This window comes from Gammaproteobacteria bacterium (assembly GCA_022450155.1).
Classification (GTDB): Bacteria; Pseudomonadota; Gammaproteobacteria; order Arenicellales; family UBA868; genus REDSEA-S09-B13.
Window position 1 is genome coordinate 100,223 of record JAKUQR010000007.1, and the last position, 22,018, is coordinate 122,240.

Genomic DNA, 22,018 nt, shown 5'->3' on the forward strand with positions numbered 1-22,018 from the left:
GAGAGCTAAGTTGATTCTGAGAACAATCAAAATTGTCACGCTGTGCTTGCTATTTGTCAGTTCTGGGATGCTGTCTGTACAGAGCAGCTATGCAGGCGGACATCAGCTCAAGATAGGCTTTGTCAATCCTGTCAAATTACTCGAACTATCACCACAAGGAGAGAAGGCTCTGCTGCTGTTGGAAGAGGAGTTCCGGCCGAGAGATCAAGAACTGATCGACATTCGGGAGAAGGTTGTAGTGCTGGAAGATGATCTGGACAAAAATCGTCTAGTCCTTCAGGCTTCTCAAATCAAGAAAAAACAAAGAGCTATTGATAGTCTTAAACGCAAACTGAAAAGAGATCAACAAGAAGCCCGAGAAGATTACAATATTCGCAGAAATGAGGAGCTCGCCAAGCTGCAACGACTTGTTCGTGAAATGATCGTTACAATTGCGAACGAAGAGGGGTTCGATCTAATAGTTGAACAGGCTGTTTATGTTAGTAATAGAATAGATCTGACTGAACGGGTTTTGCAGAGACTGTTGGAAGAATGACCCAACTCGGTGCCATTTCACTTAAACTAAAATAGATATCGTTTGATCCGATACTGCTTTGTTCCTACTAAAGTCGGTAATTCCATTTGACTGTACTAGATATTAACCGTATTCGGGAAATTCTTCCCCATCGTTACCCGTTCCTGCTCATAGATAGAGTTACGCAGGTGGTTGACGGGAAAAGTTTGACAGCGGTTAAAAACGTAACGGTAAACGAGCCTATTTTCACTGGTCATTTTGAGCATCGCCCAATATTCCCCGGCGTTTTGATGATCGAGTGTATCGCTCAGGCATCGGCTCTGCTGGCAAGTCTCATACTGGATGCCACGGCAAATCGACAGCGTCTTTACCTGTTTGCCGGAGTCGATCGAGCCAGGTTCAAGAGGATCGTTGAGCCTGGTGATCAGATGTCCATAGAAGTCGAGCTAAAGAATCATAAACAGCAGGTGTGGCGTTGCAATGGAACCATTTCAGTAGATGGTGTTCTGGCATGTAGTGCTGAAATTCTTTTTACTCACAAGGATTTGCCGTGATCGACAAGCGCGCATCGGTTGCGCAGGGAGCGAGTATTGGCAAAAAGGTTTCTATCGGCGCTTTTTCTATTATTGAGCAAGAGGTTGAGATCGGTGACGATACCTGGATTGGTTCACATGTCGTTATTCGAAACGGAACAAAGATCGGCGCCTGTAACAAGATCTACCAGTTTTCGTCGATAGGGGAAGATCCACAGTTCGCAGCCTACAACGGAGAAAAAACCTCGTTGATCGTGGGCGATGGGAATGTTATCCGGGAGTACGTAACGCTAAATCGTGGTTCACCAGCAGGAACCGGTATAACGCAAATCGGTGACAACAACTTTTTGATGGCTTACGTGCATATTGCGCATGATAGCCGATTAGGGGACAACATTACTTTCGCTAACGGTGCAAGTCTTGCCGGGCATGTTGAGATAGGAGACTGTGCGATACTCGGTGGATTTACACTGGTGCACCAGTTTTGTCGGGTTGGCGCTCACGCCATTACAGGCATAGGCACCGTTTGCCTTAAGGATATACCGCCATTTTTGATGGTGTCTGGAAATCCAGGAAAACCCTACGGCATAAACAGCAAGGGGCTTCGCCGACGCGGATTCAGTGAGGATGTCATTTCGGCGATTAAAACCGGCTATCGCTGTCTTTACCGATCAAACAATGATTTGCAGACTGCTATCGAGGAACTTCAGTTGCTGGGTGCAACCCAAAAAGAATTAGAACAACTCGCGTCATTCGTCATGGCCTCAGATCGGGGTATTGTTCGTTAGAATGAACTAGAGGGAGCAGTAACAATGCATGTCGCTGTGGTGGCCGGTGAAACTTCCGGGGATCAACTCGGTGGCGGTGTTCTGGCTTCTCTTCGTGATTTAGTGGGAGACTTGAAGGTCACCGGAGTTGGTGGGAACGCCATGGCAGCTCAAGGTCTTGAATCCCTGCATGCAATGGAAGATATTTCCTTGATGGGGCTTGATGGCGTCACAGAAAAGCTTTTAAAGGCCATTCGAATTCGTAAATCACTTTTCAATACGTTTTTGAACGACCCGCCTGACGTATTCCTGGGTATTGATATACCTGATTTCAATATCTCACTAGAAGAGAGGCTGAAAGCTCACCGGATACCTACTGCGCACCTGGTAAGCCCTACCGTATGGGCGTGGCGGTCGTACAGGATTCGGAAGATCAGAAGGTCCGTTGACCGAATGATGGTGTTATTTCCATTCGAGGAAACCTTTTATAGGTTACACGGCGTATCGGCAAAATTTGTTGGCCATCCTGCGGCAGATGAAATCGATCAGATCACCAGGAAGCAAGCAAGGGAAAAGCTCACTGGAGAAGGCTTAGAAGTCGATCGAACAACTGTCGCTCTTCTGCCGGGAAGTAGACGATCGGAAATAGATAGCCTGGGCAGACTGTTCCTAGACACCGCAGAACGACTTGCACAAGTAAACGCCGAAATACAATTTATTTTGCCAGTTGCGAATACCTCGGTTGCCCAGCAACTTCGAGATCTTGTCGATACACACAAAGGAGGCCAGAATGTCTTTCTGACTGAGCAGAATGCAAGGCTCGCGATTGCAGCGGCCGATGTAGGCCTCATCGCGTCAGGCACCGCGGCGCTGGAAGCTGCACTCCTTGCTAGGCCGATGGTCGTGGCTTATAAGGTCTCACGGTTGTCCTACCTGCTGGCAAGGCTGTTTGCCAAGGTGAGACATGTTTCGATGCCTAACCATCTGACTGCTGAGCCTATGGTAAAGGAATTTCTTCAGGATGATGCCAACGTAGATAATCTGTGCGGTGAGATTCAGCTTGTGTTGACTGACAAGATTTACAGGGAAAAAATAGAACACGCCTTTCAGGGTCTAACAGGGATGCTTCGCAACAATGCGAGTGATACGATCGCGAAAGAGCTGATTTATATGACAGACTAGAGGTGTGAGCACTACGGATCTTTGGGGAGGCGTTGATGAAGTGGGCAGAGGCCCTTTGGCCGGTCCGGTTGTCGCCGCAGCGGTAATATTGGAACAGGGCGTACGCCTGAGCGGAATACGGGACTCAAAGAAAGTTCCTGCTAGTCGAAGGCAGGAGCTTTCCGATCTGATACGCCGCATGTCGGTCTCTTGGGCGATAGCCGCTGCGACTGTTTCTGAAGTAGACCACTATAATATCCACCAGGCCACATTGCTTGCCATGCGGCGGGCGGTCCTTGGCTTGAATGTGGCTCCAACGTATTTGTATGTTGATGGCACTGTATACCCAGATATCCGTTGCCCGGGTGAAGCTGTGGTGCGAGCTGATGAGAATATCCACGTAGTGGCGGCGGCATCGATACTGGCAAAGGTGGCAAGAGATCGTATCATGATAGCCATGAGCAAAATATATCCTGGTTATGGCTTTGAGAGGCACAAGGGATATCCGACATCTTCGCACTTGGATACGCTAAGTCGGCTGGGGCCCTGTGCAATTCACCGGACAAGTTACCAGCCGGTGAGAATCCTGCTGGAAGGGCGGGTCTGATCGTTTGCACCTGGTAGACCAATGAACAAGACAGCATTTCTTCACTTGGATGTACACACCGAGTATTCGCTTGGCGACAGTATCGTCCGGGTAAAGGAGTTGGTTAAAACGGCGAAGTCAATGTTGATGCCGGCAGTCGCGATGACGGACCTGTCAAATCTATACGGGGGCATCAAATTTATCCGTGCTTGCGTCGATAATGGTGTCAAGCCATTGATTGGTGTCGATGTCGAGGTTGTGGAAGAAAATGGCATGACACAAGGACGCCTTATCCTGCTTTGTCGAAATAATGCCGGGTATCGACATGTTTGTGAATTGCTGACGAATGCTTATACGCTTGATGTAGATTCTGCAAAGGTCGCTATCGGGTTTAGTGAATTAAGCAAAGGCTGCGGCGATCTTATAGCAATCTCGCCCAGCATTGACGGCGCAATTGGTAAATTGATGTACGCAGGAAAGTCAGATCAGGCGAGAATGACTGCCGAGAAATATTCTTACATGTTTCCCGAGGCTTTTTACCTGGAAATCACCAGAACAAACCGAAGGGGTGAAGGCGAGTATGAATTGCAAGCCTTGCGACTGGCATCTGAGCAAAAAATTCCACTCGTTGCAGGCAATGCTGTGCGATTCTTGAGTCGCGATGATTTTACCGGCCATGATATTCGAGTATGTATTCATGAAGGTAACGTACTGCAAGATCCCCGGCGGGTGAGACGCTATACCGACCAGCAGTACTTTAAAAGTCAGTCGGAAATGGTTGCCCTATTTAATGATATTCCATCTGCTCTTGGAAATACCCTAGAAATTGCGAAGAGATGTAATGTCTTTCTTGAGATGGGTAAAACCTACATGCCGATGTACCCATCTGTGACGCACAAGTCTGAAGATGAAATGCTGAAGGAAGCTACCCGCGCAGGCCTGAAATACAGATTTGAGCAGCACGCAGTAAAAGATGCGGACTACGACCACTACTCGAAGCGATTACAGATTGAGCTGGAAACAATTGTTCAGATGGGATTTTCCGGGTATTTTTTGATCGTTGCAGACTTCGTTAAATGGGCAAAAGAAAACGATATTCCTGTTGGTCCGGGTCGAGGCTCTGGAGCTGGATCTTTAGCTGCTTACTCACTGGGGATAACAGCTCTCGACCCAATTCGCTATGGACTTTTGTTTGAACGCTTTCTCAATCCGGAACGGGTTTCCTTGCCCGATTTCGATATTGATTTCTGTATGTACGGGCGTGACAGAGTTATAGAGTATGTGAGTCAGAAATATGGCAGGGACCGGGTCGCTCAGATTATTACTTATAACACCCTGGCTGCCAGGGCCGTCGTTCGAGATGTTGGCCGTGTGATGGAGCACCCATATGGGTTTTGCGACACCCTGGCGAAAATGATTCCATTTGAGGTCGGGATGACACTTGATAGAGCTCTGGATCAAGATGAAGGGTTAAAGGAGCGATATACCAACGATGCCGACGTCACCCAGTTGATTGATAACGCAAGACTGCTCGAGGGGCTCCCGCGCAACGCCGGCAAACATGCAGGTGGCTTGGTAATCGCACCTGACCCGATCACTCGCTATACGCCTTTGTACCAGGAACCGGGTATGAGTCAGCCTGTAACGCAATACGATAAGGACGATCTGGAGGCAATAGGCCTCGTAAAATTTGACTTCCTGGGGCTAAGAACCCTAACGGTTATTGACTGGTCGGTAAAAAATATTAATCTTAAGCGATCAGATACGGGCCGTGAGTTGATTGATATCGAGCAACTTGCTCTTGATGATCAGAAAGTATATTCGCTTATCTGCACTGGTTATACAACGGGACTGTTTCAACTTGAATCCAGAGGTATGCAGGAACTTATCCAGAGATTAATGCCCGATCACTTTGACGAACTGATTGCTCTAGTGGCCTTATTTAGACCGGGACCGCTTCAGTCCGGAATGGTGGACGACTTTGTCAGCAGGAAACACGGTCATGAAGAGGTTCGCTATCCTCATCCAACTCTCATCGAGATCTTAAGGCCAACATACGGAGTGATTCTCTACCAAGAGCAAGTAATGGAGATCGCTCGTGTTTTATCTGGTTATACACTGGGATCTGCCGATTTGCTTCGACGAGCGATGGGAAAGAAAAAACCTGAAGAAATGCGTGAGCAACGTCAGTCGTTTGTTGAGGGTGCTGCTGAAAGACAGGTCGATCGAGCGAATGCAACGTATATTTTTGATTTAATCGAAAAATTTGCAGGTTACGGATTCAATAAATCTCATTCAGCTGCCTACGCACTTCTGAGCTATCAGACGGCATGGCTCAAGACCCACTACCCATCGGAGTTCATGGCGGCTTGTATGTCTGCAGATATGGAACACACGGACAAACTCGTCGTACTTGTTAATGAAGCAAAGCGAATGGGTATTCCGCTACTTGCTCCTGATATAAATCAGTCCGACCGCGAGTTCAAGGTCGATGAGGGTGGATCTATTCGTTATGGACTTGGTGCCATAAAAGGCATGGGTGAGCGAGTAATCGACTCACTGTTAAATGAGCGTGCGGCCCATGGTGAATTTAGTGACTTGCACTCGTTATGCCGCAGAGTTGACCAGTACCGCGTTACCAAGAAGGTGTTTGAAGCGTTGATTATGTCTGGGTCTTTAGATTGTCTTGGTTCGATCAGGGCTGCACATTGGGCGATGCTGCCCCAGACCGTCGAACTGGTTGACCAGATGGCTGAAGATCAGTCTTCCGGGCAAAATGATATGTTCGGTCTCGAGTCTAGTGCAATGGTCGGTGATCTAGCAGTATCAGTACCAGACTGGTCCTCAAGGAAAGCCCTAGAGAATGAAAGGCAGGCACTGGGACTGTATCTAAGCGGTCACCCTATCGATCATGTACATGATGAACTTGATGCCCTAGTAGCTGGAAGCATTGCTGAGACTCGTCCAACCCCGGAACGAAGAATATGTTTAGCCGGTCTGGGTTCTGCTTTACGCGCCTTCAACAACAAAAGAGGTGAAACCGCAGCGTTCTTTAGCTTGGATGATGGATCTGCCTGCGCGGATGTCACAGTATCAAGCGATCTTTATCAAAGCGTAAGAAACATCATTGAAACATCTGAGATCCTGCTGGTTGAAGGTCTGTGCTCCTTGGATGATCGCACCGGACAATTGCGGTTAAAAGCTGACCAGATCAAAACTCTGCGGCAGATTCGAGAAGCGGGACTCACCAGGTTGGTCGTGCTACTGGACATAAAGGGTAATATCGAGAGCCAGATAGTTGATCTGCAAGCCGTGCTGGATAATTACCGACCGGGTTCAACTTCTGTCTGTGTCGAGTACTGTAATGCGAAAGGTGATAAGGCTGTCATAAATTTGGGTTCTGACTGGACAGTTCAAGTGGGTGAAGAGACGATTGAACAACTGGTCGAGATATTTGGCGCGGGATCACTCCGTTACATCTACGATAAAACCAGATTCAAAGATCAACCGGACTTGCTGTCATACCGGGCCGCTTGAAACACGGTTAAAGTGTGGGAATTGGGATAAAATGAACTGGTCCGATGTGAGATTTAGGTAACTGTGTGGTGGATAATTTTCTGGAGTTCGAAAAGCCGATCGAAGAACTTTCGGCAAAGATAGAAGAGCTTGAAAGGGTCAGTCAGACTCAAAACCTAGATCTGAGCGAACAGATCAACAATCTTGAAGACAGAAGACAGAAAGTCACACACGACATTTTTTCCTCTCTCGATCCTTGGCAAATCACTCAGATTGCCCGTCATCCGATGCGTCCCTACACCCTTGACTACGTGGGTTTCGTTATTGCCGGGTTCCAAGAACTTCACGGCGACCGTATGTTTGCCGATGATAGATCGATTATTGCGGGTATCGGAAAGATCGACCAGCGGAACGTTGCGCTAATTGGGCACCAAAAAGGTCGGAATACACGGGAGAAACTGCGACGCAACTTTGGTATGCCTAAACCGGAAGGATACCGAAAGGCGCAAAGGGTTATGAAACTCGCAGAAAAATTTGGCCTCCCTATTGTGACACTGATCGATACGCCAGGAGCTTATCCTGGCGTTGATGCGGAAGAGAGGGGTCAAAGTGAGGCAATAGCTCGTTCGCTCTCAGTAATGATTGCCTTAAGGGTCCCTGTTATTACAGCAGTTATCGGGGAGGGAGGATCCGGGGGAGCCCTGGCTATCGGGGTTTGTGATCGCTTGATAATGATGGAGTATTCCACCTATTCGGTGATTTCACCGGAAGGTTGTGCGTCTATCTTATGGAAAAGTCCGGATAAGGCACCCGAGGCCGCAGCAGCTATGAAGATCACATCAGCCGATCTAAAGAAGTTAGGATTAGTTGATGAGATTGTTCCGGAACCTTTGGGGGGGGCGCACCGCGACCCCGAGCAGGCAGCTGCGCATCTAAACGCCAGTTTGGTTCGCCATCTTGAAGAAGTTTCAAGTTGGACAATCCCGGAGCTGCTGGGCAAACGTTACGAACGACTACAGTCATTTGGCCAATTTCAGAACGGAATATAAACGCGACAAGTAGCGTGCCTATGTTTGATAGTGAAGTAGTACGATTTGCACAGGACAAAAACGCTCGTCGACTATTGGTGGCGTTAAGCGGTGGTGTAGATTCGATTTCTCTACTGCACAAGTTGTGTGAATTACGTACGCGTTACGACCTTAATATAGTTGCTTTGCATGTCGATCATCAGATTCAGCCTGAATCTGAACAGTGGATGAGACATTGTCAGGCTCAGTGTGATGAGTTCGAAGTACCTATAAAAACAGTAAGACTCACATTGCAGGAGTCCGGACACGGACAAGAGGCGGCTGCAAGGCAGGCCCGCTACGATTGGTTCCGCTCTCAGGTCGGCCCTGCGGATGTCTTAGTGATGGCGCACCATATGGGGGATCAGGTCGAGACCGTCTTGTTGCGGCTATTTAGAGGATCGGGTTTGCTGGGACTCGGGGCAATGCACGAGATGAGAAAATTCGGTTTGGGTTGGCTGGCACGACCACTGCTGAAAGTGTCCAAGGAAGAGATCGTAGCTTATGTTAGAGAAAATGATCTTCGGTACATAGAAGATCCAAGTAATTTCGATATCCATATTGATAGAAATTTTGTACGGCACGAGCTACTACCGCTGATTCGCTCACGTTGGTCCGGTGTCGATCAAACAATTTCCCGAAGTTCAGATCATCTCAAATCAATTCAGTCCAGCTTAGACAAGAGTGCCAGGTCGGATCTTAGAATGTTTCTTTACCTTAATAGACCTACTCTATTGGGCGACTATGGCTGTGTGAGAGTCAGTGACCTGATCAGACTCGATCAAACTCGAGTTGTTGAGGTATTACGCTACTGGATCCGGTGCGAGGGGCTTGATCTACCGAGTACTGGAAAAATGAATGAACTGATTAGACAAGTTGTTGGGAACGGCACTAAAGGCCGTGGAGGTATACGATGGCAACAGGGCGAATTTCGTGTGTATCGGGAATTTCTCTACCTACTTCCGGCACAGCCCAAGTTATGCAGTCCAACGCCACAACGCTGGCAGGGACAGGATGCCATGTGCATAAAGGAAGTCGATATAGCATTGTCGTTACGCCGTTGTCGGGGTAGGGGAATCAGGCTATCTTCAAATAATAACTCGCAATTTATTCTTGATTGGCAGCATAGGGACCGTGTTTTCCATCCTTACGGGTCTGTTCACAAACGAACCATTAAGAATCTGTTCCAAGAAAAAGGAATTCCACCATGGGAGCGATGCAGACTGCCTTATGTGTATCTGGATGACGATCTGGTCTGTATACCAGGCTTGGCAGTGGAACAACACTATGCCGCTTCGGGCACCGAAATAGGGCTGGAAATCAATATTTCTGGAGCTCAAACGCGTCGCCCAGATTCGGGATGACGCTTAACCGTTGTTCTCGGTGGCCATGTCTGGTAATCTAACCGTCCGTCAGGTATGGCGGAGCACGTTCGTTCGAGTGTGCTGTTTTATCTCCGCGAATCCTTAAGCGTATCTGTACCCTGACGTATAGTATGCGAGTACATGACGTTGTTTGTGCCAGAGGGAATAATGACTAAATACGTTTTTGTGACCGGTGGTGTGGTCTCGTCATTGGGGAAGGGTATTTCATCGGCTTCTTTGGCGGCCCTGCTGGAGGCGCGCTCTCTCAAGGTAACGATGGTCAAGCTGGATCCCTATATCAATGTTGATCCCGGTACGATGAGTCCGTTTCAGCATGGCGAAGTATTCGTTACCGATGACGGAGCAGAGACGGATCTAGACCTGGGTCACTATGAGCGATTTGTCCGTACGCGGATGACTCAGTTGAACAACTTTACCACTGGACAGATTTACGAGCGCGTAATTCGAAAGGAACGACGTGGTGACTATTTGGGAGGGACTGTTCAAGTTATTCCCCACATTACTAACGAGATCAAAGATTCAATAAAAGCGGCGGGCGTGGGATACGACGTTTGTTTGGTCGAGATTGGTGGTACGGTCGGTGATATAGAATCGCAACCGTTCCTCGAAGCGATTCGGCAGATGAGAATTGAGGAAGGCCGAAGCAATACTGCATTTGTTCATTTAACACTTATTCCGGAATTACCTTCGGCGGGTGAAATTAAGACCAAACCCACTCAGCACTCGGTAAAAGAGTTGCGCAGCATTGGCATCCAGCCGGACATTCTTGTGTGTCGGGCACACAAGCCTATTCCCGATGAATCCCGAAAAAAGATATCTCTATTTACGAACGTAGAGGAGTTTGCGGTAATCTCAGGAGAAGATGTGGATAGTATCTATTCCATTCCCCGGCGATACCACGAGCAAGGAATGGACCAGATCATTGTTGATCATCTTCATCTATCGGGCAGTTCTGCGGATTTGACCGAGTGGAACAGGGTCACAGATGCGCTGGAGAATCCAACTTCAGAAGTCAATATTGCAATAGTTGGCAAGTACGTCAGCCTTACTGAATCCTATAAATCGCTGTCAGAAGCACTTGTACATGCCGGGATAGCGAACGACTGTAAGGTTAATGTCAACTACATAGATGCAGAAAACATTGAAACGGATGGCACCGGTGAATTGGAGCAGAGTGATGCGATTTTAATTCCTGGCGGGTTTGGAATCAGAGGCGCTGAGGGAATGATTGAGGCGGTTCGTTATGCGCGTGAACGACACGTACCGTACCTGGGTATCTGCCTTGGACTCCAGATAGCTGTGATCGAATATGCGCGCAATGTTGCTGGCCTGTCCGGTGCAAATAGCACTGAGTTCGACAGAGAATGCAAACATCCAGTGATTGCCCTGGTTACCGAGTGGAGAAACCAAGCAGGTGAAACAGAGAATAGGGACACAGATAGCGAACTCGGCGGTACGATGCGGCTAGGGGCTCAGTACGCGAACCTGAAGAAAGGCAGTATATGTTCAGACATTTACGAACAACGAAAGATCCGTGAGCGTCATCGTCATCGATACGAGGTGAACAATCGATTCATAGATGTCTTGGAGGCGAAAGGGCTTACTTTTTCCGGCAGATCAATGGATGATCTTGTCGAAACGATTGAAATTTCTGAACATCCTTGGTTTATCGCCTGTCAATTCCACCCCGAATTTACCTCGACACCGCGGGATGGACATCCTTTGTTTACGCGCTATGTGCAGGCGGCCATGACCGTTTCCGGGAGTCAAACAGGCTTTAAGGAGGCTGCGACACTGTGAATTTGTTGGGTAGAGAAATCGGGCGTAGTCATCCGTTCTTCCTGATTGCTGGACCGTGCGTTATCGAATCACGACAGGCCGTTCTGGAGGTGGCTGCAGCGTTGCGGGAAATCTGCGATCGACTCGACATCCTTTTGATTTTCAAGTCTTCCTTCGATAAGGCAAACAGAACGGCGAGCGAGAGTTACCGTGGACCAGGGCTGAGTGAGGGCCTTGAAATTCTCAGTGAAGTGCGGAGCAGCAGCGGTTTACCGTTGCTTACCGATGTACATTCTGTGGATCAGGTGTCTGCTGTTGCGTCGGTTGTTGATATTCTTCAGACACCGGCATTCTTGTGCAGACAGACTGACCTCATTCAGGCAGTGGCGGCCTCTGGTAAACCAGTCAATATTAAGAAGGGCCAGTTCATGTCGCCCCACGAGATGAAATCTGTGTTGGCGAAGGCTCAGATGGCCGGAGGTTCAGAAATCATGCTCTGTGAACGAGGAACTTCGTTTGGTTATAACAATCTCGTCGTTGACATGCGTTCTCTTGAGATTATGGCGGGTTTTGGCTGTCCAATCGTTTTTGATGCAACTCACTCGGTGCAGCTCCCGGGTCAGGGCGGAGATAAATCAGGTGGTCAGAGGGAATTTGTACCGGTTTTGGCGCGTGCCGCTATAGCGACTGGGGTGTCTGGCCTTTTTATGGAAGTACACCCGGACCCGGATAAGGCGTTGAGTGATGGTGCCAATTCCTGGCCACTCGATCAGCTGGAATTCCTGTTAACTGAACTCGTGGCACTGGATGGAATAGCCTCGAGATCCCACGAACTTTAGTTTTGCGCCGATTATTTCGTTGACTTGGGAGAGAAAGAGGTGGGCGTGAGGATTGCCGGTGTCACTGGGCGTGAAATTATCGACTCAAGAGGTAATCCGACAGTACAGGCAGTTGTAGCCTTAACCGACGGATCAATAGGTACTGCCGCAGTGCCTTCGGGCGCTTCAACCGGCAGCCTTGAGGCGGTGGAACTCAGGGATGGCGACCCATCAAGGTATTCTGGCCTTGGTGTTTTGCGTGCAGTTGAAAATATAAATACTGAGATCTCAAGATGCGTTTTTGAGCAGGATCCATTTGAGCAATCCGAGATAGACAATGCGCTTGTTGTTCTTGATGGCACGCCCAACAAATCACGCCTTGGCGCCAATGCCATCTTAGCCGTATCACTTGCGATAGCCCGTGCGAGTGCATGCAGTATCAGATTGCCACTCTATCGGTATTTGGCCAAGATGTTTGGCGGCGGTGCTGGTGATAGTGTTCTGCCTGTTCCCCAGATAAATATTCTGAATGGAGGAGCTCATGCAGACAATCGTATTGATTTCCAGGAGTTTATGATCCTACCGGTCGGTTCGACTAGTATTGCCGATGCAGTCAGGGTGGGTGCCGATGTATTCCACATGCTGAGAACAATTCTTAAGCAAATGGGTCTGAGCACTGGAGTGGGTGATGAGGGTGGATTTGCGCCTGAAATATGCTCCAATGAACAAGCCATAGAGGTTGTGCTCGAGGCGATTACCCAGGCAGGCTATGTACCCGGCGTAGATGTTTACCTCGGTCTGGACATTGCGAGCTCAGAGTTTTTTCGTGATGGCCGATATTGTTTAGAAGGTGACGATCAGACTTATACATCGGAAGAATTTGTTCAATTGATTATGACCTGGGTAGAGCGGTATCCGATTTTGACTGTTGAGGATGCGATGGCAGAAGATGACTGGGAGGGTTGGGAATCGATTACGCGAGTCGTCGGTGATCGTATACAACTCACAGGTGATGATCTGTTTGTAACCAATCCTAAAATACTTGCAAAAGGGATAGAGCGTAAAATTGCAAATTCAATATTAATCAAAGTTAATCAGATCGGCACACTGTCCGAGACATTTGAGGCGATTCGTATGGCCAAAGCAGCGGATTATGGTGTCACGATCTCACATCGATCGGGTGAGACTGAAGACACTACGATAGCCGATCTAGCCGTTGCCACAGGTGCTGGACAGATTAAAACAGGTTCTCTGTGCAGATCGGAACGTGTTTCAAAATACAACAGGCTGATGGTGATAGAGGAGGAACTGGGTTCGGCATCATCATTTGCTGGGCTGAATGGTTTTCCTCATTATAAGAAGGGCGTTTCGACACCCAACCCTGCGACATACAGTCGATAGGAATGCATGTCCCACAGAGTATTGCTCGGCACCTTGTTATTGCTTTTTGTCCTTCTTCAATACGCTATATGGGCTGGAAAAAATAATGTGCTCGATCTAATCACCCTCAATTCAACACTGAGCGAGTTGAGAGAGCAGAACAAGAAGCTGCGAAAAAGAAACGATCAGCTACATGCTGAGGTGATTGACATAAAAAGCAGATTGAGTGCGATAGAAGCACGCGCGCGATCAGAACTGGGCTTGATCAAGCCTGGCGAGACGTTTTTTCAAATCATTGAAAAAAAAGAAGAAAAGAAGTAGACAATTATTCGCAGACAGCAATCCCTATCTAGGTTCTTGAAGCCTATAGGGCAGGGGCAGAGTTGTGAACTGTTCGTTACCTTGAACTCTATAGCAGTAAACGTTTTTGGCTTCCAAGAAACCGGAAACACTTAACAGGCACTCCGTGTTGATTCCGTCCAGGGCGCTGGCGTTTACGATGGTACCAGCCTTTTCGTTCAGTGCATCAGCCAAATAAACAGGCTGACCCACGCTGACTTCACCCGCGCTATTGATCTTTCCCCGTAGTACACGTTGCTTGACTCGACCGAGGTATCGCAGTCGTGCAACAATTTCCTGACCTGGATAACAACCCTTGGTGAAACTTACACCAGATACCAAATCAAGGTTGATGTTTTGTGGTGTAAAGAGACCACTGGTCAATGCAGTTACAGTGGCAATGCCGTGGCGGATCTGGAGCAGGTTCCAATAATCCGAACCTAGAAGCGTAATATTTTCGCCAGTTTCTTCAATAAATTCGATAGCATCAGTCACTGGAACAACAATAAGTTGAGCTGGTGGGCCAGGCTCTGAATCACCATGGCATTCTTTGGGCCACGCAGATCCAATTTGGCACGAGGTAGATGTTGAAAACCGATCAAGTTCTACATCTCCGCTGAGGCACATAACTGCTAAGTCAGAACAGACTCGGAAGGTCACATCCGCGCGGAGGACGAACATCTTCAGTCGATCAAGCAAAGGAGTGACATTTGAATGATGAGTCACCATGTAGATAGCGCCATTCATCGGAAAGAGGCGAAACGTTGCGAGAACCCGTCCTTTGGGGTTGCAATAAGCTCCAAAAAGAAATCGTGTGTCTCCTAAATCTTTGATATCACAAGTTACTTGGCTTTGCAAAAAAGATTCAGCATCCTTTCCTTCGCAGCACATAACAGATTCCTGTGTACACGGGACGGCGAACTGACCAGGCACCTGTTGTTGAGATTGGGGGAATACCGTTCGCTGTCCCTCTGCAATTGCCCCGCCCTTTGACTCGAGTAACGCCAGCCAGGAGGGGTCAATTGACGATTTATGGGTCTTGCTTGTCACAGGGAGATGACTCATGAATATTCATGTTGTTTCTGTATAGAACAGGGTAATTTGACTAAAGACTCGGGTCGGTAAGCATATCATGCGCTCTCAAGGCCAATGGTTCACAATCGACCTCTGCCGAACTTGTATTATAGTCACAAAGCGGAGAAAATTAATCTGTGGACATCAAAGGTATTAATCAAAAAACAGAAGTCTTGTCGGGAGCTGCGAGTAAACGCGGCAATAGGATTCCGGACTCTGTCGTCGATGTTCTAACGTCAAAACAGCCCGAAACTAACGCTGCGAAGCAATCTGCCTGCAGCAGCCCAATAACATCTCACCCCGACCCGACTCGGTTTGGTGACTGGGAACACGCTGGCCGCTGCATAGATTTTTGACAGTCGATCAGCTTACATTAATTTCTCGTACCATCGACAATCGAAGATGCCAGTTAAGCAACGTCCCGTCTCACCCCATCTTCAGATTTACAGACCGCAGCTGCCATCGTTTTTGTCAATTTTGCACCGGGCGACCGGCTTGTTTTTGGTGCTAGGGCTGATGGTTATCTGCATTTGGCTAATCTGTGTCGCACTAGGAGAGGATTATTTTCAGATATTCAATTCAATCGGATCAACGGCATTGGGGAAGATGTTCTCTCTGGGGCTGGTATTCAGTTTGGTCTATCATTTTTTTAACGGTATTCGCCATCTTGTCTGGGACTGTGGTTATGGCTTCGAGCTAACGAGTGTCTATTTCAGCGGCACAATAGTTCTTCTAGTGTCGATTTTTGTTACATTGCTCGTTGTCGCCCGGATCTGGTTTTAATAGTTTCGAATAAGATATGGACGGTAGGGTGTGGTAAACGATTTAGGATCAAAGCATTGGAAGTATCAACGCTATTCGGCTTTGGTACTGGCGCCAGTAATACTTTGGCTGTTAGTCAGGATTATTTTTCGCCCAGAACTGAGTTATGTTGAAGTAAAACAGTGGTTAACACTGCCCGCATCATCTTTGCTTTTGGCCCTGACGATAGGTGTACTGTGTTTCCATGCCGCAATTGGAATCCAAGTCATCTTAGAGGATTACGTATCTAGCGATCGTCTGCAAAAGCAGCTAGTCAATCTGGCCAGGTGGGTTGCTGTTCTAATGAGTGGCTGTGCGGTTTGTACGATTCTTTTTATGTGGACCCAGTAATTACTTGACCAAAGCATACACAATCATCGACCACACTTATGATGCAGTGGTGGTCGGAGCCGGCGGAGCCGGCCTCAGAGCCTGTCTTGGCCTCGCCGAGGGCGGTCTGAAAACAGCGTGTCTAACCAAAGTGTTTCCGACTAGGTCGCACACCGTGGCGGCTCAGGGCGGCATGAGTGCTGCATTGGGCAACATGGGGGAAGATGACTGGCGTTGGCACATGTACGATACAGTTAAAGGTTCTGATTGGCTGGGTGATCAAGATTCGATCGCATATATGTGTAAAGAAGCCCCCGCTGCCGTGATTGAGCTTGAGGGTTACGGAGTGCCTTTTTCGCGGACTGAAAACGGCAAGATCTATCAGCGGGCGTTCGGTGGTATGACGACCCATTTCGGAGAAGGGCGAGCCCAGCGAACCTGTGCAGCAGCCGATAGAACGGGCCACGCGATATTGCACGCCCTCTATCAACAATCTTTACGACACGAAGTCGAGTTCTTCATCGAATATGTAGCACTTGATCTAATCATGCGCGATGGCGCCTGTATAGGTGTTATTGGTTGGAGCCTGGATGACGGTACTTTGCATCGATTTTCCTCTAAAAGTGTAATTTTAGCGACCGGAGGTTACGGTCGAGCCTATTTCTCCGCAACTTCAGCACATACCTGCACCGGTGATGGCAATGCAATGGTGCTACGGGCCGGACTGCCTCTTCAGGATATGGAGTTCGTGCAGTTTCATCCAACAGGTATTTATGGATCGGGTTGTCTGATAACAGAAGGCGCCCGAGGTGAAGGCGGATATCTGACCAATTCTGACGGCGAACGGTTTATGGAGCGCTACGCGCCTAATGCGAAAGACCTTGCGTCACGTGACATTGTTAGCCGAGCGATGACCAAGGAAATTCGTGCCGGTAAAGGTGTTGGCCGAGATAAAGATCACCTGCATCTTCACCTTGAACAGCTCGGGTCCGATATTTTGTCTGAACGTCTACCAGGGATCTCGGAGACAGCACGGGTGTTTGCTGGCGTCGATGTCACACAGGAGCCAATACCCGTACTACCGACGGTACACTACAACATGGGCGGTATCCCGACAAATTTCTGGGGCGAGGTGATTACCCAGGGATCCGGTGGAGATGACAAGGTCGTCACAGGTTTGTTCGCAATTGGCGAAGCGAGTTGTGTATCTGTCCACGGAGCCAATAGACTGGGATCGAACTCTCTACTGGATCTTATCGTGTTTGGCCGGGCTGCCTCAAAAAGGTTGATCGAGATCCTAGATCACCGGGTTTCGTGCCCAACAGCAGGGGATAGCGACACCGAAAGGGCGTTAACACGGTTCGACCAGATTAGGCATAGTCAGGGTGACTATCCAACAGCGGCACTCCGACTGGCAATGCAAAAAGCAATGCAGGATAACTGCGCTGTATTTAGGACAGAAGAGGTGTTGAAAGAAGGTATCGAAAAAATCCAGACTATCAGAGGTCGATTTATGGAGGTCAGGGTCACTGACAGATCCATGATCTGGAATACGGATCTGGTTGAGACGCTCGAGCTTGAGAATCTCTTGCTTCAATCCGTTGCGACTATTCACAGCGCCAATCGGCGCCAGGAGAGTCGTGGAGCCCATGCTCGGGAGGATTATCCGAATCGTGACGATGGGAAGTGGTTAAAACATACGCTTACCTGGACCGATGCAGGCGATGATCCCGTGATAGCTTATCGACCTGTCAGGCTCTCGACTGGCACCACCGAGGTAGAATCGGTTCCACCTTCAGACAGGGTCTATTGACGAGAACGCGTTGTGGCAGATTTACGGTTACCAAAAAACTCTAGGGTGCGACCGGGCCACACCCACAAAGGCACCGGAGGCGCGGACGCTCGAGAGTTTCAAATCTACCGCTGGGATCCCGATAATAACGACAATCCCCGGCTTGATATTTATCATGTTGATATCAAAGACTGCGGGCCGATGGTGTTAGATGCGATTATAAAAATCAAAAACGAGATAGATTCTACGCTCACTTTTAGGCGGTCTTGTCGGGAGGGAATCTGCGGATCTTGTGCGATGAACATAGATGGCATGAACACTCTGGCATGTACAAAGGCAATCGCGGAAGTAAAGGGTGCGGTAAAAATATACCCCCTCCCTCACATGCCGGTCATTAAAGATCTTGTGCCGGATCTGACCCAATTCTTTCGCCAACTTGCCTCGGTGGAACCATGGCTCAAAACAAAAGAGTCGACTGGACTAATCGAGAATACCCAAACTATAGACGAAAGAAAACGCCTCGATGGCCTCTACGAGTGCATTCTTTGTGCTTGCTGTTCAACGAGTTGTCCGAGTTATTGGTGGAATAGTGACCGCTATCTCGGACCAGCGGCGCTCCTGCAGGCATATCGATGGATTGTTGACAGTCGTGACATGGCAACCGAAGATCGGCTTGAACAACTAGATGACACCTTTAAATTGTATCGCTGTCACACAATCATGAATTGTACTAGCGCGTGCCCGAAGGATCTGAATCCAGCTAGGGCCATTGGGCAGATAAAAAAGATGATCGCTCGATCTCAATAAGAGGATGAGGGCAGATCGGGCAAAGGTGCTCTGGCGATGTCGTCGAGGTATTCGGGAGCTCGACTCGGTTTTAAGGCCCTTTGCCGAAGACTGCTACGATGAACTGTCGCCGCTAGAAAAGACCCGACTGCAGACGCTTCTTGGCTGTCAGGACACCCAGATCCTTGACTGGGTTCTCGGGCGGGAAATACCCGATGAAGAAGGCCTACAAAGCCTGGTCGACTCGATCATCCGGTATTCGCAAAAGTCGAGGCTAACCGGAATGGTATGAGAGTCTGGATCTGGATAATAGCGAGTATTGTTTGTGGCATAACCCGCTAAAGACTGGCTACCCAATAGCGCTATATCCTGATAGACAGTAGTGATAGAATCGCCCACCGTTTTGAGATCGAAAATATTTATAGATGGTCAGGCCGGGACAACCGGCCTTAGGATCAGGCAATGGACTCAGCATCGTAGCGATTTTGAGCTCCTGACTCTTGCTGAAAATGACCGACGTTCCGTGACAGCACGGCAGGAAGCCATATCGCTAGCCGACCTCACCATTCTTTGTCTGCCGGACGCCGCCGCTGGAGAAGCTGCCGTCTGGGCACAAAATGCCGGTACCAGGGTTCTCGATGCCAGTACCTGCCACCGTGTTGCAGATGACTGGACATATGGGCTTCCTGAACTATGTGAAGAGCAACGTGCTAGGATTGGTTCGGCTGATCGTGTGAGTAACCCAGGCTGTTATTCCTCTACCTTTATTCTGTTGTTGCGACCCTTGATAGATGCCGGACTGATACCAACAGATGTTCCGATATCTATACATGCCTTATCCGGTTATAGCGGCGGCGGTAAATCATTGATCGAACGCTGGGAAAACCATGATAATGAGTTGGCGGACCTCCAGTATGAAGCGCCCTACGCATTGGGGTGGGTCCACAAGCACATTCCTGAGATGCAGCGATACACGGGCTTGACGGTCCAGCCCCAGTTCCTGCCAGCTGTGGGTCCGTTTCACAGCGGCATGCGGGTTCAGGTACCTCTTCACGAAAGTATTTTTTACAACAGGCCCGATGGTGAAGAGATCTGGACACTTCTTAATCAACGTTACGCTGGTGAACCGTTTATTCAGGTCGCACCGTTTGCCGGCTTTGAAGCGGTCAGTGAAAACGATTTGGATCCAACTGGGTTTAACGGGAGCAATCAACTCCAAATTCATGTATTTCCGAATCCCGCGGGGCATATTCTGCTGGTTGGCTTGCTGGATAATCTAGGTAAAGGTGCTTCCGGAGTAGCCGTACAGTGCCTTAATCTGATGTTGGGTCTGCCGGAGGAAGCGGGGCTACCTGTTTAACCTACACAGCTACAGGATCAAGTGCGCTCTTTAGCTGACAGCCGAGTATGCGATTATTTAGCCCCCCAGGGGAAAGGGCTCACCAGTTAGATGTGTTAGAACTTTTCGCTACGAGTCTTTAACGGGTACTGTCTAGCCGTTAGAATACAAAAGGCTTGAAGGCTCGACAAATCTTACAGTCGTCAGCTGTACACCTCCTACTCCATAGACTCGACTGATAACCTATGCTTCCCAGGAATCAAAAGAACGTTCGCAACTTCGCGATAATTGCCCATATCGATCATGGGAAATCAACGCTATCGGACCGATTAATTCAGTTGTGCGGCGGTTTGACTGACCGGGAAATGTCAGAGCAGGTACTTGATTCGATGGAGCTTGAACGCGAGCGGGGGATAACGATCAAAGCTCAGAGTGTCTCCTTGAAGTACACATCGCGTAAAGGAGACCAGTATTCGCTTAATTTTATTGATACGCCGGGTCATGTGGATTTCGCTTATGAGGTTTCCAGGTCATTAAGTGCGTGTGAGGGTGCGTTGCTCGTGGTTGATGCCTCACAAGGCGTGGAGGCACAGACACTTGCACACTGTTATGCGGCGGTCGACTTAGGCCTAGAGGTGATCCCGGTACTCAACAAGATCGATTTGCCTTCCGCAGAACCCGAGCGGGTGTTGCGAGAAATTGAAGACCTTATTGGCCTAGACTGTTCAAACGCTCTGTCGATCAGCGCAAAAACGGGTGCCGGAGTTGAAGAGGTTCTAGAGTCCATTGTCTCCTCTCTGCCCGGGCCCGAAGGCGACGCAAACGACCCCTTAAGGGCGCTCATCATTGATTCGTGGTTTGATAATTATCATGGCACGGTTTCGTTGGTTAGGCTGGTAGACGGCAAGATTGCCAGCCGCGACAAGATCAAGATCAGTTCTACTGGGGGTGAGCACCAGGTGGCGGAGGTAGGAGTATTCACACCGAAAAAGCAAGTAGTTTCGCAGCTGGTAGCTGGTGATGTCGGCTATATGATCGCTGGCATTAAAGATATAAAAGCGGCGAAGGTCGGTGACACAATAATCGATGCCAGATCGGTAGGCACGGTAACTCTGCCTGGGTTCAAAGAGGAAAAGCCCACTGTTTTCGCCGGCCTGTACCCGGCGAACAATGCCGATTACGACAGTTTTCGTGATGCGCTGGACAAGTTGGGTCTGAATGACGCATCGTTGCAATATGAACCGGAAGTGTCGCCAGCTTTGGGATTTGGATTCCGGTGTGGGTTCCTGGGTCTGCTTCACCTCGAGATAGTTCAGGAGCGCCTTGAGCGTGAATATGACCTTGAGTTGATTACCACAGCGCCTACGGTCTTGTATCAGGTTATAACAACTGAACAGAAGCTGGTAGGGGTGCAGAACCCTTCCGACCTTCCGGATCCGGCGATGATCAGAGAAATACGTGAGCCATTTATTCGTGCGCGCATACTTTCGCCGCAAGATCAAGTCGGTCCAATCATCTCATTGTGCATTGAAAAGCGTGGGGTTCAGCAGAACATCAATTACCACGCGAGACAGGTCTTGATCGAGTTTGATTTGCCACTGGCTGAGGTGGTGTTTTATTTTCATGATCAATTAAAGTCAGTAAGCCGGGGATTCGCTTCGTTGGATTATGAGTTACTCGATCATCGGGTGGCTGATATGGTTAAGCTTGACATATTGATTAATGGTGATCGGATCGATCCTTTATCCCTTCTGGTGCATCGCGAGCAGGCGAAATATCGCGCACGGGATCTAGTCAGCCGAATGCGTAAACTTATTCCGAGGCAGATGTTTGACGTCGCAATTCAGGCTTCCATTGGTTCGAGGGTCATTTCGAGAGAGACAGTCAAAGCTTTGCGAAAGAACGTCACTGCAAAATGCTATGGCGGCGACATTACGCGAAAACGCAAACTGTTAGAGAAGCAAAAAGAAGGAAAGAAACGGATGAAACAGGTGGGCTCCGTAGCCATACCCCAGGAAGCATTCCTATCAGTCCTGAGGATGGGCAACTAA

General features: G+C 48.8%; 20 protein-coding genes. 19 read left to right on the forward strand and 1 reads right to left on the reverse strand.

Annotated features, from left to right (window positions below; genetic code table 11):
• Positions 1 to 10 precede the first annotated feature (10 nt).
• The 12 genes from MK323_05755 (at position 11) to ftsB (ending at position 13,827) form a co-directional block, all read left to right on the forward strand.
• Positions 11 to 535, forward strand: a complete 525-nt coding sequence (locus tag MK323_05755; GenBank protein MCH2481662.1) for an OmpH family outer membrane protein — start codon at positions 11 to 13, stop codon at positions 533 to 535.
• An 86-nt stretch (positions 536 to 621) separates the two neighbouring features.
• Complete coding sequence (fabZ, locus tag MK323_05760; GenBank protein ID MCH2481663.1) at positions 622 to 1,068, forward strand: 3-hydroxyacyl-ACP dehydratase FabZ; 447 nt, start codon at positions 622 to 624, stop codon at positions 1,066 to 1,068.
• Complete coding sequence (gene lpxA, locus MK323_05765) at positions 1,065 to 1,835, forward strand: acyl-ACP--UDP-N-acetylglucosamine O-acyltransferase (GenBank protein MCH2481664.1); 771 nt, start codon at positions 1,065 to 1,067, stop codon at positions 1,833 to 1,835. Before fabZ ends, lpxA begins: the two co-directional genes overlap by 4 nt.
• Before the next feature lie 24 nt (positions 1,836 to 1,859).
• Complete coding sequence (gene lpxB / locus MK323_05770; GenBank protein ID MCH2481665.1) at positions 1,860 to 2,996, forward strand: lipid-A-disaccharide synthase; 1,137 nt, start codon at positions 1,860 to 1,862, stop codon at positions 2,994 to 2,996.
• A gap of 4 nt (positions 2,997 to 3,000) precedes the next feature.
• The gene (locus MK323_05775; protein ID MCH2481666.1) at positions 3,001 to 3,582 is read left to right on the forward strand and encodes a ribonuclease HII; all 582 of its coding nucleotides are present in this window, start codon (positions 3,001 to 3,003) and stop codon (positions 3,580 to 3,582) included.
• A gap of 21 nt (positions 3,583 to 3,603) precedes the next feature.
• Positions 3,604 to 7,098 (forward strand): DNA polymerase III subunit alpha, encoded by a 3,495-nt coding sequence (gene dnaE / locus MK323_05780; GenBank protein ID MCH2481667.1) that lies wholly within the window; start codon positions 3,604 to 3,606, stop codon positions 7,096 to 7,098.
• Positions 7,099 to 7,163: 65 nt separating this feature from the next.
• Complete coding sequence (locus tag MK323_05785; GenBank protein MCH2481668.1) at positions 7,164 to 8,126, forward strand: acetyl-CoA carboxylase carboxyltransferase subunit alpha; 963 nt, start codon at positions 7,164 to 7,166, stop codon at positions 8,124 to 8,126.
• A gap of 20 nt (positions 8,127 to 8,146) precedes the next feature.
• Positions 8,147 to 9,508: a tRNA lysidine(34) synthetase TilS gene (gene tilS / locus MK323_05790; GenBank protein ID MCH2481669.1), complete on the forward strand. Its 1,362-nt coding sequence runs from the start codon at positions 8,147 to 8,149 to the stop codon at positions 9,506 to 9,508.
• Positions 9,509 to 9,676: 168 nt separating this feature from the next.
• Positions 9,677 to 11,329, forward strand: coding sequence for a CTP synthase (locus MK323_05795; GenBank protein MCH2481670.1), 1,653 nt, complete (start codon positions 9,677 to 9,679; stop codon positions 11,327 to 11,329).
• Positions 11,326 to 12,147, forward strand: coding sequence for a 3-deoxy-8-phosphooctulonate synthase (kdsA, locus tag MK323_05800; GenBank protein ID MCH2481671.1), 822 nt, complete (start codon positions 11,326 to 11,328; stop codon positions 12,145 to 12,147). The genes MK323_05795 and kdsA overlap by 4 nt, the downstream gene beginning before the upstream one ends.
• A gap of 45 nt (positions 12,148 to 12,192) precedes the next feature.
• Positions 12,193 to 13,527, forward strand: a complete 1,335-nt coding sequence (eno, locus tag MK323_05805; protein MCH2481672.1) for a phosphopyruvate hydratase — start codon at positions 12,193 to 12,195, stop codon at positions 13,525 to 13,527.
• A gap of 6 nt (positions 13,528 to 13,533) precedes the next feature.
• The gene (gene ftsB, locus MK323_05810) at positions 13,534 to 13,827 is read left to right on the forward strand and encodes a cell division protein FtsB (GenBank protein MCH2481673.1); all 294 of its coding nucleotides are present in this window, start codon (positions 13,534 to 13,536) and stop codon (positions 13,825 to 13,827) included.
• A 24-nt stretch (positions 13,828 to 13,851) separates the two neighbouring features.
• Here the strand turns inward: ftsB and MK323_05815 are convergent, their stop codons facing one another.
• Positions 13,852 to 14,736: a hypothetical protein gene (locus MK323_05815; protein MCH2481674.1), complete on the reverse strand. Its 885-nt coding sequence runs from the start codon at positions 14,734 to 14,736 to the stop codon at positions 13,852 to 13,854.
• A 320-nt stretch (positions 14,737 to 15,056) separates the two neighbouring features.
• On the opposite strand from MK323_05815, the gene MK323_05820 reads away from it, so the two are divergent.
• The 7 genes from MK323_05820 (at position 15,057) to lepA (ending at position 22,018) form a co-directional block, all read left to right on the forward strand.
• Positions 15,057 to 15,275, forward strand: coding sequence for a DUF1674 domain-containing protein (locus MK323_05820; GenBank protein MCH2481675.1), 219 nt, complete (start codon positions 15,057 to 15,059; stop codon positions 15,273 to 15,275).
• A 46-nt stretch (positions 15,276 to 15,321) separates the two neighbouring features.
• The gene (gene sdhC / locus MK323_05825; protein MCH2481676.1) at positions 15,322 to 15,702 is read left to right on the forward strand and encodes a succinate dehydrogenase, cytochrome b556 subunit; all 381 of its coding nucleotides are present in this window, start codon (positions 15,322 to 15,324) and stop codon (positions 15,700 to 15,702) included.
• A gap of 373 nt (positions 15,703 to 16,075) precedes the next feature.
• Positions 16,076 to 17,863, forward strand: a complete 1,788-nt coding sequence (gene sdhA, locus MK323_05830) for a succinate dehydrogenase flavoprotein subunit (protein ID MCH2481677.1) — start codon at positions 16,076 to 16,078, stop codon at positions 17,861 to 17,863.
• Positions 17,864 to 17,875: 12 nt separating this feature from the next.
• Positions 17,876 to 18,649, forward strand: a complete 774-nt coding sequence (locus MK323_05835; protein ID MCH2481678.1) for a succinate dehydrogenase iron-sulfur subunit — start codon at positions 17,876 to 17,878, stop codon at positions 18,647 to 18,649.
• A gap of 4 nt (positions 18,650 to 18,653) precedes the next feature.
• Positions 18,654 to 18,920: a succinate dehydrogenase assembly factor 2 gene (locus tag MK323_05840; protein MCH2481679.1), complete on the forward strand. Its 267-nt coding sequence runs from the start codon at positions 18,654 to 18,656 to the stop codon at positions 18,918 to 18,920.
• 90 nt (positions 18,921 to 19,010) lie between these two features.
• The gene (argC, locus tag MK323_05845) at positions 19,011 to 19,988 is read left to right on the forward strand and encodes an N-acetyl-gamma-glutamyl-phosphate reductase (GenBank protein MCH2481680.1); all 978 of its coding nucleotides are present in this window, start codon (positions 19,011 to 19,013) and stop codon (positions 19,986 to 19,988) included.
• A 224-nt stretch (positions 19,989 to 20,212) separates the two neighbouring features.
• Positions 20,213 to 22,018 carry a translation elongation factor 4 gene (gene lepA, locus MK323_05850; GenBank protein ID MCH2481681.1) on the forward strand — a complete coding sequence of 602 codons (1,806 nt, stop codon included), beginning with the start codon at positions 20,213 to 20,215 and terminating at the stop codon, positions 22,016 to 22,018.

What these genes read in the sequence shown, in the direction of transcription:
- lpxB (MCH2481665.1), top strand. Translation starts at nt 1,860, where the DNA reads ATGCATGTCGCTGTGGTGGCCGGTGAAACTTCCGGGGATCAACTCGGT.
- dnaE (MCH2481667.1), top strand. Translation starts at nt 3,604, where the DNA reads ATGAACAAGACAGCATTTCTTCACTTGGATGTACACACCGAGTATTCG.
- tilS (MCH2481669.1), top strand. Translation starts at nt 8,147, where the DNA reads ATGTTTGATAGTGAAGTAGTACGATTTGCACAGGACAAAAACGCTCGT.
- MK323_05795 (MCH2481670.1), top strand. Translation starts at nt 9,677, where the DNA reads ATGACTAAATACGTTTTTGTGACCGGTGGTGTGGTCTCGTCATTGGGG.
- ftsB (MCH2481673.1), top strand. Translation starts at nt 13,534, where the DNA reads ATGTCCCACAGAGTATTGCTCGGCACCTTGTTATTGCTTTTTGTCCTT.
- MK323_05815 (MCH2481674.1), bottom strand. Translation starts at nt 14,736, where the DNA reads ATGTGCTGCGAAGGAAAGGATGCTGAATCTTTTTTGCAAAGCCAAGTA.
- sdhC (MCH2481676.1), top strand. Translation starts at nt 15,322, where the DNA reads ATGCCAGTTAAGCAACGTCCCGTCTCACCCCATCTTCAGATTTACAGA.
- MK323_05840 (MCH2481679.1), top strand. Translation starts at nt 18,654, where the DNA reads ATGAGGGCAGATCGGGCAAAGGTGCTCTGGCGATGTCGTCGAGGTATT.
- lepA (MCH2481681.1), top strand. Translation starts at nt 20,213, where the DNA reads ATGCTTCCCAGGAATCAAAAGAACGTTCGCAACTTCGCGATAATTGCC.